Here is an 18,000-nt window from a genome sequence, read left to right as displayed (position 1 = left end):
GCGGATGACGGCGTGGAAGTGGATCAGGCCGCGCCGCTGGCCGCCTCCGTCGTCAAGATCCTCATCGCGATCGACTACCTGGAGGGCCGCAGGACCGTGCCGCCGGCCGACGCCAAGCTGCTGAAGATCATGCTGCGGTCCAGCGACGACGACGCCGCCTCCGCCTTCTGGGACCGGCTCGGCAAGGGGCAGATCATCGTGCGGCAGGCGCGCAGGCTGGGCCTCGCCGACACCACCCCGCCGCCCGCGTCCAAGCCCGGGTTCTGGGGGTACGTCTCGCTCAGCGCGTACGACATCGTGCGCACCTACCGCTACCTGCTCGACCGGGCTGATCCCAGGGTCAGGGACACCATCCTCGGCCACCTGCGCAAGGCCACGCCGTGCGGCGCCGACGGCTTCGACCAGACCTTCGGCATCCCCGACGGCGTGCCGAAGCCGCACGCCGTCAAGCAGGGCTGGTCGGGCTTCGGCACGAAGCCGCCCGTGCGGTGCTCGGGCAACGCCACCCACGCCGCCGGCACCGCCGCGGCGGGCGGCGCGATCGGGGCGCCCCTGTCGTGGATCGCGCAGCGCGCCACCGGCTCGGGCGTGCCCGACTACGGCCGCCCCGTGCTGCACACGACCGGGCTCGTGGGCCCCGGCGAGCGCTACGTCATGGCGCTGCTCACCGCGCACCCGGCCGGCGGCACGTGGAACGCCTCGGTCAAGCGCGTCACCACGCTCGCCCGCGACCTCTACCGCACGGTCTCGCGCTGACCCGCACCGCCACGGGGCGCCGGCGGCTCCGGGGTGCCGGCGGCGCCGGGGTGCCGGCGACTATGGGGTGGCGGCGCGCTCCTGCTCCAGGCGCACCTTCTTCGGCACGCACATCCGCCACGCCTCCAGCACCAGCTCGCGCATCTCGTCGGGCTCCAGGGCCGCCATGCGCGCCTCCACCCAGTGGTAGCGCAGGTCCGACTCGCGGGGCAGGAGGAACGTGCGGGGGTCGGCGGCCACCAGCGCCGCGCGTTCCTCCTTCGGGAAGCCGAACCCCATGATCGTCTCGTCGCGCGAGAACGCCACGTAGACGATCCTGCCCACCCGGAACTTCACCCGGTCGTGGATGAGGTGCTCGGTCGTGCGCGGCAGCGTCAGCGCGAACCGGCGGACGTCCTCGACGGTGACCACGCCCGCCAGGTTACAGGTCCTTGGCGGCCAGCCTGATCTCCTCCAGCAGCATCGCGAGGTCCGCCTCCGTGGTGTCCGGGTGCAGGAAGCAGGCACGCAGCGCGTCCCGCCCGCCCAGCCGGGTGCCGGTGATGAACGCGTTGCCGCGCGCCTGCACCACATAGGGGATCGCCCGGTTGAGCGCGTCGAGCCCTTCGGCACGGGGGACGTACCGGAAGGCGGTGATCGACGTGGTGACCGGGGCCAGCAGCTCGAAGTCGGGGGCCTCCTCGACCATCGCGGCCAGCGTGCGGGCCAGCCCCGACGTGTGCTCGACCAGGTCCTTGACGCCCCGGCGGCCCAGGTGCGACAGGGTCGCCCAGGTCTTCAGCGCACGGAACGGGCGGGTCTGCTCCGGCCCGTACTCGGCGAACCATCCCAGATCGCCCGCGTTGTCGTCCACCAGGTACGACGGCACCAGGCTGAACGCCGCCCGCGCCGCCCCGGGATCGCGCAGCAGCGCGCACCCGCAGCCCACCGGCACGCCCAGCCACTTGTGCGGGTCGAGGGCCAGCGAGTCGGCCCGGTCGAGACCCCGGTAGTGCGGCGCCGCCTCGTCGGCCAGCACGCCGAGCGCCCCGTAGGCGCCGTCCACGTGGAACCAGATCCCGTACGAGGCCGCCACGTCGGCGATCTGGTCGAGCGGGTCGACCGCGCCGGAGTTCACCGTGCCCGCGCTGCCCGCCACGCAGAACGGCCGCAGCCCGGCGTCGAGGTCCGCGGCGATCATGCGGCGCAGCGCGGCCACGTCCATCCGGTACGCCTCGTCCACCGGCACCGTCCTGACGTGCCGCGCGCCCAGGCCGAGCAGCTCGGCCGCCTTGCGCAGGCAGCTGTGCCCCTCACCGGTGACGTACAGGACCATCGGCGCCCGCCCGGACAGCCCGTCGCGGCGGACGTCCCAGCCGTCGGCCACCGCCGCGCGCTGCCGGGCGGCGGCCAGGCAGATCACCGTCGCCATGGACGCGCCGCTGGTCAGCAGCCCCCCGCCGGGCGGATGCGGGAACCCGGCCAGCTCCGCGAGCCAGCGCACGACCGTGCGCTCCAGGTGCGGACCCGCGTGGTCGCCGCCCGCGCAGCTCGGGTTGAACGCCGCGGCCAGCGGCTCGACCAGCACGCCCGCGCGGTTCGGCGGCGGGTTGACCCAGCCGAAGAAGCGCGGGTGGCCGTTGCCCATCGGGTACGGCAGGATGTGCTCCCGCGTGTCCGCCAGCAGCTCGTCCAGCGGCCGGCCGGTCTCAGGCAGCTCCTGCCCGGTGAGCCAGGCCCGCTCGTCACCGGGCACCGGCCGCCACACGGGCCTTCCGGCGATGCCGTCGAGGTGGTCGGCGACCAGATCGGCGACCGTCCGCAGCTCATCCATCGTGCCCCTCCCTCCCGTGGTGTCCAGGCGCCAGCTCCATGGCGAGGTAGAAGACGCAGCCCGTCTCCGCGTCGCCGGCGAAGGCATGGCGGCGGTCGCCCGGGTAGTACGCGGAGTCGCCGGCCGCCAGCTCGTACGGCTGCCCGTCGATCGTCAGCAGCAGGACGCCCTGCTCGACGGCGAGGTACTCGCGCGAGCCCGGCGCGTGCGGCGCGAACTCGCCCGCGTCCACGCCGGGGCCGATGGTCGTCCGCATGAACTCGAACTCCACCTCGCCCAGCACCGGCGACAGCACCCGCCGCTCCCAGCCGGACGGGTCGCGCAGCACCCGCTGTTCGGCGTGCCGCAGCACCCGCACGCCGCCGTGCGCGGGCTCGTCGAGCAGCCGCGAGATGGACGTGCCGAGCGCCGTGGCCAGCCGGTCGAGCACCAGCACGGTCGGCGTCTTGGCGCCCCGCTCGACCTCCGACACCATGCTCCTGCTGATGCCGCTCAGCTCGGCCAGCCGCTCGATGGACAGCCCGCGCGCCCGCCGCTCACCGCGGATCCGCAGGCCCAGCTCGGCCATGGACAGGCCGCTGGACAGGACCCCTTCACTCATTCCTCCACTATAGCGATGCTTTGTCCGCTTTAGCAGAACAGGTAAGGACGTCCTGCTATGTCTTGAAATCTGAGACATATTCTCTTGAATGATGAGATGAGAGTTAGGGTAGCCGTACGCCGATCCGAGGGAGTTCGCCGATGAACGCCGTCTACACGCATGGCCACCACGAGTCCGTGCTGCGCTCGCACCGCTGGCGCACCGCCGAGAACTCGGCCGCCTACCTGCTGCCCCACCTGCTCCCGCACATGAAGATCCTCGACGTGGGCAGCGGGCCTGGCACCATCACCGCCGACCTGGCGGGCCGCGTGGGACACGTGACGGCGTCCGAGGTGAACGACGACGCGCTCGCCCTGGCCAGGGCCGAGATCACCGCTAAGGGGCTGACCAACGTCGACTTCGCCGTGGCCGACGTGCACGACCTGCCCTTCCCCGACGACACGTTCTGCGTCGTGCACGCCCACCAGGTGCTCCAGCACGTCGGCGACCCCGTGCAAGCGCTGCGCGAGATGGGCCGGGTCACCAAGCCGCGCGGGTTCGTCGCCGCCCGCGACAGCGACTACGCCGCCTTCACCTGGTGGCCGCGGGTGCCCGCGCTGGACGAATGGCTGGCCCTCTACCAGAAGGTCGCCCGCGGCAACGGCGGCGAGCCGGACGCCGGGCGGCGGATGCTGTCCTGGGCCCGCGCCGCCGGCTTCGACGACGTCACCGCCGGCTCCTCCACCTGGTGCTTCGCCACCCCCGCCGACCGGGAGTGGTGGGGCGGCATGTGGGCCGATCGCATCCTGTCCTCCGCCATGGCCCGGCAGGCACTCGCCACCGGGGCCGCCACCGAGTCCGACCTGCGGCGCATCTCGGCGGGGTGGCGGGAGTGGGCGGCGGCCGAGGACGGCTGGTTCTCCATCCTGCACGGCGAGGTCATCTGCCGCCTGCCCGGCTGAGCTCCGGTGGCCGTCGGGTGGAAGGTGCGGCATCGGGCCGGTAATGACCGCACAATGCCCGGCCGCAGCCCTGGCCAAGACGCCTGATCCATTGGAGGGTTGAGCGGGCGGGGAGACCTCCCTCTCCCCGCCCTACACCAGCCCGCCATTCCGGCGGATCCAGCGCAAGTCCAGGGAAAGGGGCAAGGATGTCCGCATTCGCCAGAGGCGTCACCGGAGCGATCGTCGCCGCACTGTCGCTGACCGCCCTGTCGGCCGCGCCGGCACAGGCGGCGCAGTCCGCGTCGGGGCAGGCCGCCGCCGGTTCGGTGTGCGTGACCACGGTCTCGCCCTCCGGCCGCCTCTGCGTCCCCGGCGAGCCGGGTTTCAAGGCGCTCAGCGCCACCGTCACGGGGGCCCAGAACCTCAGCACCTACGCGGCACGGGTGCGCCCGGCCGAGGGGATCACCGTCAGGTGCCTGAAGCCGGGCGAGTCGCTGACGTACGCGCAGCCCCGCAAGATCGCCGGCATCGAGGTCCTGTCGAGCAGCACCTGCGTCTACTGACCACCACCGCCCACGGCCCCGAGCTCCCGCTCGGGGCCGCCGTGCGGAGAGGGGGCCGCCGTGCGGAGAGGGGGCAGTGGGCGGGGCGGCAGGCCACAGGTCCACGGCGCGGACGCGTTGCCGCCGGGGCGAGCCGGCTCAGGTCACAGCCCGATGGCGCGGACGCGCTGCCACTGGGGGTCGCGGTAGAGGACCATGTCCGTGCCGACCATCTCGTCGGGGGCCGACACCATCGCGATCTCGCCCGCCGCCTGCAGCTGGAGCAGCAGGTCGCGGACGCGGGGGCCGACGGGCAGGCGGCCCGTGGGGAGGCCGAGGCCGTTCCTGACCGTGTCGGCCACCTCCGACAGGTGGAACGGGCCGTCGAACCCGGCGACGACCCCGCGCACGACGGTCATCGTGATCAGGTGCTCGGCTTCGGCGTGGGCGAGCTGCCAGGTCACCTGCTCCTTGCGGCGGCCGGAGCCGGCGCACGAGGTGCAGGGGCGCACCAGGCCGGGCGCCACCTCCTCCTGCGTCGTGCCGAGACAGGCCGAGCACAGCCCGCTCTCGGCGGCGTGCACCTCGGCCGTCATCCGGCCGACCATCAGCGCGCCGCAGTCGCAGGCGAACGTGTCACCCAGGATGCCGGTCTGTGGGGAGATCGCATGCTTGGTCACCGAGCCGACTCTACCGGTGATCGACACTCCGCAGCCCCGCCCGTCCCGCGGGCTCGCCCGTTCACGTGCGCGGGTCAGAGGTGGGCGTCGGCCAGGCCGCGGAGGCGGCGCAGGGCCTTGCGGGCGGAGGCCCGCACCTTGTCGTCCGGGTGGTGGTCGATGAGGACGCGCAGCACCTGGCCCGTCCACGGGTGGTCGCCGAAGGCGAGGATCGCGATCGTGCCCGCCTGCTCGTCGGCGTTCATGCCCATCGCCATCGACTCGATCACCTCCCCGATCTCCCCGCCGAACTCCAGCAGCGCCGCCGCCATGTCCACCAGCACCCAGGCGATCTCCTCGGGCGCGGGACGCCGGTTGTCGCGCCCGGTCCTCGCCGCGATCACCGCGCCCAGCCTGGGCTGGTCGAGCAGCCGGGTCAGCGCCAGCCGCCCGGTGTCGCCGAGCGCCGTGGACAGCACCTCCACGCCGACCGCGCGGGCCAGCGGGCTCACCGCGGCGAGCGCGCCGGCCAGCTCGTCCGCCGCCTCGGCGGGGTCGCGGTCCTTGAGCCACCCGGCCAGCTCCTCGCCCCGCTCGGCTTCCGGGTACGCGCGCAGCCCGTGCAGCAGCGTCGCCGCGTCCGCCTCGGAGAGCGAGCCCATGACGGGGATCTCCTGCCCGGTGGTCTCGGCGATGACCTGCCGCGCCACCCACAGGCCGAGCCAGCTCAGCGTGTGCGGCTCCTCCTGCCGTACCAGCCCGAGCCCCGTCAGCGCGGCGGGCGGCTCGCCCGTGACCGGCTCCCTGGACAGGAACATCCTGATCAGCTCCAGCAGCAGCCCCTCGTCGGCGGCCAGCCGTTCGCGGCAGTGCGCGGCCCAGACGCCGAGCACCTCGGCGTCCTCGGCGTCCGGCTTCAGCTCACCGGCCGCTTCCTCGAAGAGCGGGGCGGATCGTACGGAGGATGCGAGCGTGGCCGCGGCGGGCAGCCTGATCGGGGGCTGCAGGGGCAGTGTGTCGTCGTCGTAGGAGCTCACCCGAACATCCTGTCGCGATATTTCAGCTAGAGTGCCCTCCGATGCCGAAAAGTCGGAAGAAAGGAGGCGCAGAGGTGTCCAGCACGTCCATGGGCGCGCTCCGCGCCCGCTTCTGCTTGTCGGAGGATTCATGCGTTTCCGTCCCGCCACTGAGGACGATCTAGACCGCCTGCTCGGCTGCGTCGTCGACGAGTCGATCAGCTGGTCCCATCCGGAGCGGCTGCTGTCGTTCCTGGAGAGCGGCAACTACCGCTATGACCGGATCTGGCTCGCCGAGGACGAGCACACCGGCGACATCCTGGCCCGCGCCGTCTGGTGGAGCTTCGCCGACGGCGACCGGCCGCTCGCGCTCGACTGCCTGTACGTCCACCCGTCCGTGGCCGAGCGCCGCGGGCTGGCCGCCGAGCTGCTGCGCCGGGCCCACGACGTGTACGGGCAGGCGCCCGCGTACCACGTGTTCCTGCTCAACGGCTGGCGCGACGACCCGAAGGCGCGGGCGGCGATCGGCTGGCGCTGGGAGGCGGCGGGCCGGGCCGGGCTGACCGAGGAGCTCGAACGCCTGCGCTACGCCTGGACCGCCGGCGACGCCCCGGTGCCCGAGCCGTCGAAGCGCCTGGTGTTCCGCGCCGATGACGACGACGAGGCGTTCGTGGCGGCGTTCCGGCGGGTGGCGGTGGGCACGCTCGACTTCCACACCCGCCAGGCGCTGGCCGTCACCGACCCGGAGACGCAGGCCCGCGAGGACGTGCGCGACAACCGGTCCATGCGCGGCGACCGGAGCTGGTGGCGGCTGGCGTACGTTCCCGGCGGCGGCCACAGCGGCGGCCACAGCGGCGGCCACAGCGGCGGCCACAGCGGCGGCCACAGCGGCGACCACAGCGGCGACCACAGCGGCGACCTCGTCGGGGTGGCCCTGCCGTCGGCCAACGACGCGGGACCCGTGGTCGGCTACATCGGCGTGGTGCCGGAGCAGCGCGGCCGGGGCTACGTGGACGACCTGCTCGGCGAGATCACCCGCTCCCACGCCGAGCGCGGCGTCCAGCGGATCGTGGCCGACACCGACGTGGGCAACGTGCCGATGGCGCGCGCGTTCGAGCGGGCCGGCTACCGCAATTTCGCCGTCCGCCTGGTCCTGTCACCCGCCACGGGAACCTGACGGGACCGGCGACTCGGCGACGTCTGCCGCCCGCCCGCCGCCCGCCCGCCGACCGCCCGCGCGTCCGCCCGCCGACCGCGAACGACGGCCCGCCGATCTCCCGCGTGGCACGTCTTGCGCCATCGCCCCACGGCTGTTCTGATCGACGGGTGAGCGGTTACGAGGCGGTCTACCGGCGCAGCATCGAGCAGCCCGAGGCGTTCTGGGGCGAGGCGGCAAGCGGCATCGACTGGGACACGGCTCCGCGGACCGTGTACGCCGGCGGCCGCTGGTATCCCGACGGGCGGCTCAACACCTGCCACAACGCCCTCGACCGGCACGTCGCGGCAGGCCGGGGCGACCAGCCCGCGCTCATCCACGACAGTCCCGTCACCGGTGTCACCCGCACCTACACCTACGCGGAGCTGCTGGAGGAGACGGCGAGGACCGCCGGCATGCTGCGCGGCCTCGGCGTCACCGCCGGCGACACCGTGGTCATCTACATGCCCATGGTGCCGCAGGCCGTGGTGGCGATGCTGGCCTGCGCGCGGCTGGGCGCGGTGCACTCGGTGGTGTTCGGCGGGTTCGCGGCCAGGGAGCTGGCGGTGCGCATCGACCACGCCCAGCCGAAGGTGGTGCTGTCGGCGTCGTGCGGCATCGAGCCGAGCCGGGTGGTGGCGTACAAGCCGCTGCTCGACGACGCGCTGGAGCAGGCGGCGCACCGGCCTGAGCGGTGCGTGATCCTGCAGCGGCCGCAGTGCCGCGCCGACCTGGCCGGCGGCCGCGACCTCGACTGGGCGCAGGCGGTGGCGGCGGCCGAGCCGGCCGGCTGCGTGAGTGTGGCCGCGACCGACCCGCTCTACATCCTCTACACCTCGGGCACGACGGGCGCGCCGAAGGGCGTCGTGCGCGACAACGGCGGCCACGCGGTCGCGCTGCACTGGAGCATGGCGAACGTGTACGGCGCCGCCCCGGGTGAGGTCTACTGGGCCGCCTCCGACGTCGGCTGGGTGGTCGGCCACTCCTACATCGTCTACGCGCCGCTGCTGGCGGGCTGCACGACGGTGCTGTACGAGGGCAAGCCCGTCGGCACCCCCGACCCCGGCGCGTTCTGGCGGGTGGTGGCCGCGCACGGCGTGCGCACGCTGTTCACCGCCCCGACCGCGATCCGCGCCATCAAGAAGGAGGACCCCTCCGGCGCCTTCGCGAAGAAGTACGACCTGTCCGGCCTGCGGCACCTCTTCCTGGCCGGCGAGCGCCTCGACCCCGACACCTACCACTGGGCCTCCGACCTGCTCGGCATCCCCGTCATCGACCACTGGTGGCAGACCGAGACCGGCTGGCCCATAGCCGCGAACTGCGTCGGCATCGAGCCGCTGCCGATCAAGCCGGGCTCGCCCACCAAGCCCGTGCCGGGCTGGGACGTCCACATCCTCGACGCCGACGGCCGCGACTGCCCGCCCGGCGCCGAAGGCGCGGTCACCGTCAGGCTGCCGCTCCCGCCCGGCGCCCTGCCCACCCTCTACCGCGACCCCGATCGCTTCGCCCGCTCCTACCTCGACCGCTACCCCGGCCACTACCTCACCGGCGACGGTGGCCACTTCGACGCCGACGGCCACCTCTACGTCATGGGCCGCATCGACGACGTCATCAACGTGGCAGGACACCGCCTGTCCACCGGCTCGATGGAGGAGGTCATCGCCGCACACCCCGACGTCGCCGAGTGCGCCGTGATCGGCGTCGCCGACGAGCTGAAGGGCCAGCTCCCCATGGGGTTCGTGGTGCTCAAGGCGGGTGCGGACCGCGACCCCGTCGAGGTCGAGCGGGAGCTGACCGCCCTCGTACGCGAGCGCATCGGCCCGGTCGCCGCCTTCCGCCGCGCCGTCGTGGTGTCCCGGCTGCCGAAGACCCGATCGGGCAAGATCCTGCGCGCCACGATGCGCGACATCGCGGACGGCCGCCCGTACACCGCCCCGTCCACCATCGAGGATCCCGCGGCGCTGCCGGAGATCGAAACGGCGATGAAGGGTACATGACGGGCAGGTCCCGACCATCCTGGCGAACAGCCTGCACGATCGGGGCGGACAACGCATGATGGGACATCCCCAGTCCCCCGGGAGAAGGCAATGATCGAAACCCCGAGCTACGCCGACGCCCTGAGGATTCTCGGATGCAAGGACGGCAGGCTCGTCAAGGTCATCGGGCTGGCGTCGGCGGCCGAGCGCACCGGCTGGGCCCTGTCCGGCGGGCCCCAGCTCGCGGCCGGGTTACGCGGCCTGCGCGACGCCATCGTCGCCTACGGCGAGGACGTCGTACGCCGCCTGCCCGAGCTGAGAGCGGGCGTCGACCGGCACACCCGCACCCGCCGCCTGGCCGCCGCGCACGCCGCCGTCGTGGTCTCCGCCTACTTCGAGGCGCTCGGCGAGGCCAAGCTGCCGTTCACGCTCGACCGGCTCGACCGGCCCGAGCAGATCTCCCGCGGCGTCCCCACCGCGGAGCGCTTCGCCCGGCTGGTCGCCGAACTGCTGCTGGTCCGCCTGCCCACCCCCGAGCCGCACATCCCGTACGCCGACACCCGCGCCGCCGTGGAACGTGCCTACCTGCGCATGTCGGAATGCCTGGCCGCGTACGTGAGCGGCCTGTCCCTGTGGGACGAACTGCCCGTGGACGACCAGCTCCAGCTGCCCCGCCTGCTCGCCGACGGCCCGCCCGCGCACGCGCTGCGCATCTACGACGAGGACTACCGGTCGCTGGCGCTGGAGAGCCACGAGTTCGGGGTGCGCAGCCTGGTCACCGAGCCGCCGCCGCCCGCCACCGCGCTGTCCAGGGTGGCCTGGCTGCTGGCCGAGCTGGCGCCGCCCCGCGCCGGCGACCGTCCCATGATCCACCGCGTCAGGATGGCCGCGAACGCCCTCGACCAGCCGCTGCTCGTGGTCGGCAAGCTGCCCGAGGACGTCTACCTGCCGCTGCTCGGCGAGGGCTACCTGAGCCCGCGCTGCCGGGTCGCCGAGCTGACCCAGGAGTCCACGCCCGCGCTGCGCGGCTGGTGGGAGGGGCAGCGGATGCTGGCCGACGCCGAGGCGTTCCTGGTCGGCCACCTCACCTCGCTGCGCGCCACCCAGGTGCCGCTGCTCGTGCTCGGCGAGCCGGGCTCGGGCAAGACCAAGCTGACCGAGGTGCTGGCCGCGCGGCTGGCCCGTTCGGAGTTCCTGCCGATCAGGGTGGAGCTGCGCGGGGTGCGGGCGCGGGCGGGCGTCACCGAGCAGATCGAGCAGGCCATGGCCGAGGTGCTGGGGGAGGAGGTGGCCTACGCCGACCTCGTCGCCGCCGCCGACGGCGCGATGCCGGTGATCCTGCTCGACGGGTTCGACGAGCTGGTGCAGGGCGCCGCCGCCCGCTACGACTATCTGGAGCACGTACGCGAGTTCCAGGCCAGGGAGGCCGAGCTGGGCCGGCCCGTCGCGGTCGTCGTCACCAGCAGGACGGTGGTGGCCGACCGGGTCCGCTTCCCCGACGGGCTGCTCGCCCTGGAGCTGCGGCCGTTCGACGACGACCAGGTACGCCAGTGGCTCGACGTCTGGGACCAGGCCAACCGCGCCCTGCTCGCCCGCCGCGACCTGACCCCGCTGCCTCCCGAGGCGGCGCTGGCCCACGGCGAGATGGCCAGGCAGCCGCTGCTCCTGCTGCTGCTCGCCCTCTACGACGCCGGCGGCAACGCGCTCCAGCGCGACCACGGCCCGCTCGGCCGCGCCCGCCTGTACGAGGTGCTGCTGCGCGACTACACCGAGCGCGAGACGGGCGGCGCCCACCGGGTGGCCATCGACCAGGAGCTGGTGCTGCTCGGGGCGGTCGCGCTGTCCATGCTGGCCCGCGGCGGCCAGGTCATCACCGACGAGCAGCTCGAACGCGACCTGCCCGCCCTCTGCCACGGCGGCGAGGACGACCCGCGCGACGAGGACGAGCCGGGCGGCTGGGCGCGCAAGGCCACCGAGCGGTTCTTCTTCGTCCGCCGGGGCGGGCACGCGTTCCTGCACTCCACGTTCGCCGAGTTCCTCGTCGCCTGGATCACCATGTACGCGCTGCGCGACCTCGACCGGCGCCGCCGCCTGGCCGGGGACGAGCCGCTCGCCATCGTCCAGGCCGTGGACGACGACCTGCTGTACGCCGTCACCTCCCACTCCTGCTTGGCCGAGCGCGGCCCGACCGTCGGGTTCATCCTGGAGCTGCTGGCCGAGGTGCCGTCCGTGGTGCGGGCCCGCTGCGCCGACCTGCTGACCGGGCTGCTGCGCCGCGCCCTGCACGAGCGGACCCGCCGCCACTTCACCGGGTTCCGTCCCGTCCGGCATCCGCTGACCCGGCGCCTGGCCGCGTACTCGGCGAACCTCACCCTGCTCATCGTCACCGCGTCCGAGCAGCCCGTCTCGGTCTCGGCGCTGCTGCCCGGCCCCGACGCGCTCGAACGCTGGTCCTCGCTCACCCATCTGTGGAAGGGGCAGCTCGGCCAGGAGGGCTGGACCGGCCTCGTCACCACCCTCGCCGCCCGCCGCGTCGTCGTGGACGGCCGCGAGGACGTCGTGCTCGGCGGCGGCGCCGAGCCCACCGGCATGGGCGACGTCGTCGCCGCGGTCGCGACCGGGCACGACCCGCAGCACCGGCGGCTGCTCGACCTGCTGCTGCGGGCGCTCGGGGCGGGCGAGTCGCTGCCGTTCCGCCAGCGGGTCGCGCTCGTGGAGGAGCTGATGCGGACGGCCGGCGTCCGCTCACCCGCCCTGTACCGCGCCCTGGGCGCCATGTGGTACGAGGAGGGCGGCGACCGCGCCGTCCTGCGTCCCCTGCTGCGCACCCTGCTCGACGACCCGGCCGACCGGATGGCGACCTGGGAGCAGCTGGTCAAGGCGGGCATCCCGGAGACGGCTTTGTGGGAGATCCACCAGAACGCCCTCCTACGGGGCGACTGACTCCTGCTGGGGGCGTGCGGCGGGTCAGAGCCAGCCGCGGGACTCCGCGACGCGGACGGCCTCGGCGCGGTTGGCGGCGCCGGTCTTGCCGATCGCCGACGACAGGTAGTTGCGCACGGTGCCCTCGGTGAGGAACAGCCGCCTGGCGATGGCCGCCACCGTGGGCTCGTCCGCCGCCACCCGCAGCACCTCCGCCTCCCGCTGGGTGAGCGGGCTCGGGCCGGTGGTCAGCGCGGTCACGGCCAGCTTGGGGTCGATGACCCGCTCGCCGGCCATCACCCGGCGTACGGTGGCGGCCAGCTCGGCGGCCGGGGCGTCCTTGACCACGTAACCGGCGACGCCCGCGTCCAGCGCCCTGCTGAGATAGCCCGGCCGGCCGAACGTCGTGACGATCACCACCCGATGCCCCCGCAACTCCTCGGCCACCTCCAGGCCGGACATCCCCGGCATCTCGATGTCGAGCAGGATCACGTCGGGCTCATGCTCCCGCGCCGCCGCGACCACCTCGTCACCCCGCCCGGCCTCGGCCACCACCTCGATGTCGTCCTCCAGCGAGAGCAGCGCGGCCAGGCCGCCCCTGACCAGCTCCTGGTCATCCGCGAGCAGCACCCGGATCACGCCGCCTCCACCCCGGAGCCCGCCCCGGCCCCGGAGCCGGCTCCCGTCTGCGGCCCGGGCTCCAGCGGCACGCGCACCAGCAGCCGGTAGCCGCCGCCGGGCAGCGGCCCGACCTCCACGCGCCCGCCCGCGGCCCCGACCCGCTCGGCCAGCCCGGCCAGCCCGTTCCCGGTTCCCGGGGCGGCGTCCCCGGTGCTCCGGCGGGCGCGGCCGTCGTCCACGACCTCCACCTCGGCACACGTCTCGTCCGCGCGCAGGGTGATGCGGCAGTGGCGGGCGCGGCTGTGGCGCAGGACGTTCGTGGCGGCCTCGCGTACGGACCAGGCGAGCAGGGTCTCGGCGGCGGCGGGGACGGGCCGGTCGGCGGGGGTGAAGGTCACCTCGATGCCGGCCACCGTCAGGTTGCGGGTCGCCCCCTCCAGTTCCCGCGCCAGCGACGCCGCCCGGTACCCCGTGACCGCCTGCCGCATCTCGTCGAGCGCCCGCCGCGCGGCCCCCTCCACCTCGCCCATCTCGGCGGCGGCCCGGACCGGGTCGGCCGGGGCGAGCCGGGCGGCGAGCTGGCTCCTGACCGTGATCGCGGTCAGCGTGTGCCCCAGCGTGTCGTGCAGATCGCGGGCGAAGCGCAGCCGCTCGTTCTCCACGGCCAGCCGGGCGACCTCGGCCCTGGCCGCGTCCAGCCGGGCCACCAGCAGGCCCATGTTGCGCATACCGTGAACGGTGACGGCCTGCACGACGATGACCAGCGGCACCCACCAGACCCCCGGGAACGGCACGCCGAAGGACAGCAGCGCCGCCGCCTCGACCCCGGCGATCGCGGCCACGGAGGCGGCGAAGGCCGGGGTGCGCAGGGTCGCGGCGCAGGCGCTGACCACGTACACGAACGACACGTACGCCCACGGCGCCCCGAACAGCGGCAGCAGCGCCAGCCCCGCGCCGGCCAGCCCCGCCAGCGCGAGCGGGTCCGGCGTCGTGGCCCGGTGGCTGAGCATCCGCCACATGATCCGCACCCAGCAGGCCGCGAACACCGCGACCAAGCCCAGCACCGCCACCACTCGTAGCAGGTCAGGGGCCGTCCCCGCGAACACCCACAGCGGCCAGACGATCAGCAGCAGCCAGGCGCACGCCCCGGCCCTCGCCGCCGCCCGGCCCCTGCTGAAGTCGAACTCCCGCACCGAGGTCACAGTGCCCGACGGTAACGCCATCCGGCCAGCGCGCAGAAGAGCAGCGTCCAGCCGATCAGCACGGCGAGCGAGGTCCCGGCCGGCGGGAGGCCGTCGAGCGCCCGCCAGCCCAGCGACCCTGCCTGGTAGGCGGGGCTCAGCTCGGCCACCGCCCGCATCCCGGCCGGCATGGCCTCGACCGGCAGCCACAGCCCGCCGAGCACCGACATGGCGAAATAGACCACCATCAGGGCCAAGGTCGCGACCTGCCCCTTCAGCGTGTAGCCGAAGGCGACCCCGAGCGCCGCGAACGGCAGCACGCCCGCCCAGATCAGCACCACCAGCAGCGGCCAGGTGCCGGCCGGCAGCCGTACGCCCGACAGCAACGCCCCGGCGGCGAGCACGGTGAGGATGCTCGGCAGCACCGTCGCCGCGCCGCTCAGCAGCTTGGCCGTCACGTAGCCCGACGCGGGCAGCGGGGTCACCGCGAGCTGGTCGAGCCAGCCCTTGCCGCGCTCCAGCGCGATGGCGCCGCCGATGAACAGCGCGCCGCCCATGGCGCCGTACGTGGCCATCGACACCATCGAGTACGCCGCGAAGTCGTCCATCCGGCTCTGCGGCACCACGGTGAGCACCTTGGTCCACAGCAGGTAGAGGCCCAGCGGGAAGAGCGTCAGCATCAGCAGCGACACCGGGTTGCGCAGCCCGCGCACCAGCTCCAGCCTGAGATATGACCCCATCAGTCCCGCCCTCCCGTCAGCGTCACGAACGCGCTCTCCAGATCCACGCTCTCCACCCGCACGTCCCTGACGTCGGCGTAGACGGCGAACAGGGCGCGCAGCGTCGCGTCGGAGTCGCCGGTCCGCAGCCGCACGTCGCGGCCCGCCACGCTGACGTGCCGCACGCCGGGCAGGCCCTCCAGCTCCGCCGGGTCGGCGCCGCCGAGCGCGAACCGCACCTCGTTGCCGCCGACCAGCGCCTTCACCTCGGCCGGCGTCCCGTCGGCGACCACCCGCCCGCCGGCCAGCAGCACGATCCGGTCGGCGTAGTCGTCGGCCTCGGTCAGGTAGTGGGTGGCGAAGACGGCGGTACGCCCCCGCGCGGTCCTCGCCCTGATCTCCTGCCACAGGGCGCGGCGGCCCGTGACGTCCAGCCCGACGGTCGGCTCGTCCAGCACGAGCAGCTCCGGATCGCCCGCCACGCACAGCGCGAACCGCACCCGCTGCCGCTGCCCCCCTGACAACCGGCCGACGGGACGCCGGGCCAGTTCCTCGATCCCCGCCGCGCGCAACGCCCGCCCGGGATCGGGCCGCCCTGGGTACATCCCGGCGACCGCCGACACCAGCTCGCCCACCCGCACGTCCTCCAGCAGCCCCGACTCCTGCGGCAGCACCCCGACCCGGCCCGCCCGCAGCGCCTCCAGCGGCGCTCCTCCGAGCACCGTGGCCGTGCCCGCGTCGGGGGCGCGCAGGCCCAGCGCGACGGACAGCAACGTGCTCTTGCCGGCCCCGTTCGGGCCCAGCACCGCCACCGTCTCGCCCTCCGCGACGTCCAGATCGACGCCGCCGAGCGCGGTGACCTGGCCGTACGTCCTGGTCACGGCCTTCAGCTCCAGCGCGTTTCCCTTCATGCGCCCACCTTCGCCGGGCGGGCGGGGCCGCGGGTAGTGCCGTGCGTCAGCCGGCGGCGTATGACGTACGTCATGTGCGGTACCGCTCGTACGGCGACGGCGGTATCGCGCGGGCCGGAAAGCGGGCATTACGGTGCCGGTATGCGGACCACCGCCCTCGTGCTCATCATGGCCGTGAGCGTGCACGCCTCCACCGTCATGGCCTACGGCAACCAGCCGCACGCCCGGCCGCTCGACCTGCTCGGCCACGCCCTGCTCGCCGCCACGGCGCTCGGGCTCGCGCTGCTGTCCAGGCGACCGGACCTGGCGCTCGCCGTGTGCGCGGTCGCGACGGCGGTGATCTTCTTTCGGGGGTACGCGATCGCGCTCTGGCCGGTGCCCGCGCTGATCGCGCTGTTCTCGGCCATCGCCGCCGGGCGCAGGGCCGCCGGGTGGGCCGGGGCGGCGTTCCTCGTGGCCGTGCCCGGCGTGGCGGCGCTCGCCAGGATGGAGGCCGACGTCGCGCTCGCCGTGCTCGTGTGGCTGCTGCTCGTGCTGGTGGTGGCGCAGCCGGCCGAGGTGTCGCGGGCGCGGCGGGCGTACACGCGGGAGGTGGAGCGGCGCGCCGCCCAGGCCGAGCGCACCCGGGAGGAGGAGGCGCTGCGCCGGGCGCAGGAGGAGCGGCTGCGGGTGGCGAGGGAGCTGCACGACGTCACCTCCCACACCGTCTCCGTGATCGCCCTGCACGCCGCCGTCGCCGCCGAGGCCGTCGAGCGCGCCGGCGGCCCGCCCGAGGCCGCCGCCGCCCTCCAGGTGATCCGCACCTCCAGCCGGCAGGCGCTGGGCGAGATGAAGGCGGTGCTCGGCGTGCTGCGTCCTGGCACGTCCGGGCACGCGCCCCAGCCGGGGTCCGCGCAGCTGCCGCGGCTGCTGGAGACGGCCGGGTTGCCGGTGGTCTTCGACGTGGAGGGCGAGCGCCGTCCCCTCCCGCCGGCCGCCGACCTGACCGTCTACCGGGTCGTCCAGGAGGCTTTGACCAACACCATGCGGCACGCCGGCGCCGGCGCGGCCACCGTGCGGCTGACGTACGAGCCGGGGGCGGTGACCGTCCAGGTGGAGGACGACGGCCGCGGCATCCCCTCAGAGAACGCCGCGTCCGGCCCGCCCGCCCCGTCTGGCCAGGACGGCCCGGCTGACGGCCCGGCTGACGGCCCGGGTGACGGGCCGGGTGACGGGCCGGGTGACAGGTTGGGGGACAGGCTGGGGGACGGGCCGGTGCGGCGCGGGCACGGGCTCACCGGCATGGCCGAGCGGGTCGCCGCGCTGGGCGGCCGGCTGACCACCGGCAACGCCCCCGGCGGCGGGTTCCGCGTCACCGCCAGGCTGCCCACATGATCACCGTCCTGCTGGCCGACGACCAGCCGCTCGTCCGCGCCGGGCTGCGGGCGCTGCTCGACACCGAGGACGACCTCCGCGTGCTGGGGGAGGCCGCCGACGGCGCGGAGGCGGTCCGCGAGGCGCGGCGGCTGCGTCCCGACGTGGTACTGATGGACATCCGCATGCCCGAGCTCGACGGCCTGGCGGCCACCCGCGCGCTCACCTCGACCGGCGTGCGGGTCGTCGTGGTCACCACGTTCGACCTGGACGAGTACGTGTACGAGGCGCTGCGCTCCGGCGCCAGCGGCTTCCTGGTCAAGGACGCGGAGCCGGCCGAGATCCGCCACGCCGTACGGGTCGCCGCCCGCGGTGACGCCCTGCTGTCGCCCGGCGTCACCCGGCGGCTCATCGAGGAGTTCACCGCCCGCCCCGCCGCCCTGGACACCGGCCGCCTCGCCCCGCTGACCGGCCGCGAACGCGAGGTCCTGGCCCGCGTCGGCCGCGGCCTCACCAACGCGCGCATCGCCGAGGAGCTGGCCATGAGCCCGCACACGGTCAAGACCCACGTCAACCGCGTGATGACCAAACTGGCCGTCCACGACCGCGCCCAGCTGGTCGTCCTCGCCTACGAAACCGGCCTGATCCGCCCAGGTGCCTGACCCCACCACCTCCGCAGCCCCCCGAAAGGTGGAGCCGGGTGGCCGCATCGGGGAACGCGGGCGAGTCCGAGACACCGGAGCGCTGCGAAAGGCCGGCGACGACCGCACCCGCAGCTACCGCGGAAGGTGCAGGTGTGCGACCGCGTCTGG

Annotated in this window: 17 protein-coding genes; 8 read left to right on the top strand and 9 right to left on the bottom strand. The window is 74.4% G+C overall.

Translation table 11 applies throughout. The annotated features are described in order from the left end of the window. Positions 1-756, top strand: a 756-nt coding sequence (locus AB0K18_RS39195) for a hypothetical protein (RefSeq protein WP_364925357.1), incomplete at its 5' end; no start/stop codon positions are given. A 60-nt stretch (positions 757-816) separates the two neighbouring features. Here the strand turns inward: AB0K18_RS39195 and AB0K18_RS39190 are convergent. From AB0K18_RS39190 to AB0K18_RS39180, 3 genes are read right to left on the bottom strand one after another with little or no spacing between them, the layout of a single operon-like run. Beyond that, positions 817-1,167 (bottom strand): MmcQ/YjbR family DNA-binding protein, encoded by a 351-nt coding sequence (locus AB0K18_RS39190; RefSeq protein WP_364925354.1) that lies wholly within the window; start codon positions 1,165-1,167, stop codon positions 817-819. A gap of 10 nt (positions 1,168-1,177) precedes the next feature. After that, a complete protein-coding gene (locus AB0K18_RS39185; RefSeq protein WP_364925351.1) occupies positions 1,178-2,569 on the bottom strand; it encodes a pyridoxal-dependent decarboxylase in 1,392 nt (463 codons plus the stop codon). Beyond that, entirely contained in the window at positions 2,562-3,170 is a 609-nt protein-coding gene (locus AB0K18_RS39180; protein WP_364925348.1) for a helix-turn-helix domain-containing protein, read from the bottom strand. Before AB0K18_RS39180 ends, AB0K18_RS39185 begins: the two co-directional genes overlap by 8 nt. A gap of 140 nt (positions 3,171-3,310) precedes the next feature. Between AB0K18_RS39180 and AB0K18_RS39175 the strand changes: the two genes are divergently transcribed. After that, a complete protein-coding gene (locus AB0K18_RS39175) occupies positions 3,311-4,111 on the top strand; it encodes a methyltransferase domain-containing protein (protein WP_364925344.1) in 801 nt (266 codons plus the stop codon). 188 nt (positions 4,112-4,299) lie between these two features. Next, positions 4,300-4,656 carry a hypothetical protein gene (locus AB0K18_RS39170; protein WP_364925342.1) on the top strand — a complete coding sequence of 119 codons (357 nt, stop codon included), beginning with the start codon at positions 4,300-4,302 and terminating at the stop codon, positions 4,654-4,656. 143 nt (positions 4,657-4,799) lie between these two features. On the opposite strand, the gene AB0K18_RS39165 is transcribed toward AB0K18_RS39170, so the two are convergent. Beyond that, positions 4,800-5,315, bottom strand: a complete 516-nt coding sequence (locus tag AB0K18_RS39165; RefSeq protein WP_364925339.1) for a hypothetical protein — start codon at positions 5,313-5,315, stop codon at positions 4,800-4,802. Between the two features lie 74 nt (positions 5,316-5,389). Beyond that, on the bottom strand, positions 5,390-6,331 hold the full coding sequence (locus AB0K18_RS39160) for a hypothetical protein (RefSeq protein ID WP_364925337.1): 942 nt from the start codon (positions 6,329-6,331) through the stop codon (positions 5,390-5,392). A gap of 130 nt (positions 6,332-6,461) precedes the next feature. On the opposite strand from AB0K18_RS39160, the gene AB0K18_RS39155 reads away from it, so the two are divergent. The 3 genes from AB0K18_RS39155 to AB0K18_RS39145 all read left to right on the top strand — a co-directional run bounded on the left by AB0K18_RS39155 (position 6,462) and on the right by AB0K18_RS39145 (position 12,424). Then, complete coding sequence (locus tag AB0K18_RS39155) at positions 6,462-7,487, top strand: GNAT family N-acetyltransferase (RefSeq protein WP_364925335.1); 1,026 nt, start codon at positions 6,462-6,464, stop codon at positions 7,485-7,487. A 149-nt stretch (positions 7,488-7,636) separates the two neighbouring features. Continuing rightward, complete coding sequence (locus tag AB0K18_RS39150) at positions 7,637-9,502, top strand: propionyl-CoA synthetase (RefSeq protein ID WP_364925333.1); 1,866 nt, start codon at positions 7,637-7,639, stop codon at positions 9,500-9,502. Between the two features lie 90 nt (positions 9,503-9,592). Then, the gene (locus AB0K18_RS39145) at positions 9,593-12,424 is read left to right on the top strand and encodes a hypothetical protein (RefSeq protein WP_364925331.1); all 2,832 of its coding nucleotides are present in this window, start codon (positions 9,593-9,595) and stop codon (positions 12,422-12,424) included. Between the two features lie 24 nt (positions 12,425-12,448). On the opposite strand, the gene AB0K18_RS39140 is transcribed toward AB0K18_RS39145, so the two are convergent. The 4 genes from AB0K18_RS39140 to AB0K18_RS39125 are packed head-to-tail and all read right to left on the bottom strand — an operon-like array spanning position 12,449 to position 15,835. Further along, the gene (locus AB0K18_RS39140; protein WP_364925329.1) at positions 12,449-13,042 is read right to left on the bottom strand and encodes a response regulator transcription factor; all 594 of its coding nucleotides are present in this window, start codon (positions 13,040-13,042) and stop codon (positions 12,449-12,451) included. Next, positions 13,039-14,226 (bottom strand): sensor histidine kinase, encoded by a 1,188-nt coding sequence (locus AB0K18_RS39135; RefSeq protein ID WP_364925326.1) that lies wholly within the window; start codon positions 14,224-14,226, stop codon positions 13,039-13,041. The genes AB0K18_RS39140 and AB0K18_RS39135 overlap by 4 nt, the downstream gene beginning before the upstream one ends. Continuing rightward, positions 14,223-14,945 (bottom strand): ABC transporter permease, encoded by a 723-nt coding sequence (locus tag AB0K18_RS39130; protein ID WP_364925324.1) that lies wholly within the window; start codon positions 14,943-14,945, stop codon positions 14,223-14,225. Before AB0K18_RS39130 ends, AB0K18_RS39135 begins: the two co-directional genes overlap by 4 nt. Further along, a complete protein-coding gene (locus AB0K18_RS39125) occupies positions 14,945-15,835 on the bottom strand; it encodes an ABC transporter ATP-binding protein (protein WP_364925322.1) in 891 nt (296 codons plus the stop codon). The genes AB0K18_RS39130 and AB0K18_RS39125 overlap by 1 nt, the downstream gene beginning before the upstream one ends. 141 nt (positions 15,836-15,976) lie before the next feature. Here AB0K18_RS39125 and AB0K18_RS39120 point away from each other — a divergent pair, with 141 nt between their 5' ends. Continuing rightward, positions 15,977-17,209: an ATP-binding protein gene (locus AB0K18_RS39120; RefSeq protein ID WP_364925319.1), complete on the top strand. Its 1,233-nt coding sequence runs from the start codon at positions 15,977-15,979 to the stop codon at positions 17,207-17,209. Then, a complete protein-coding gene (locus AB0K18_RS39115; protein WP_364925316.1) occupies positions 17,206-17,850 on the top strand; it encodes a response regulator transcription factor in 645 nt (214 codons plus the stop codon). The genes AB0K18_RS39120 and AB0K18_RS39115 overlap by 4 nt, the downstream gene beginning before the upstream one ends. The last annotated feature ends 150 nt before the right edge of the window (positions 17,851-18,000 follow it).

The organism is Nonomuraea sp. NPDC049421 (assembly GCF_040677005.1).
GTDB lineage: Bacteria > Actinomycetota > Actinomycetes > Streptosporangiales > Streptosporangiaceae > Nonomuraea > Nonomuraea salmonea.
This window is presented reverse-complemented; position numbering and strand designations above follow the sequence as displayed.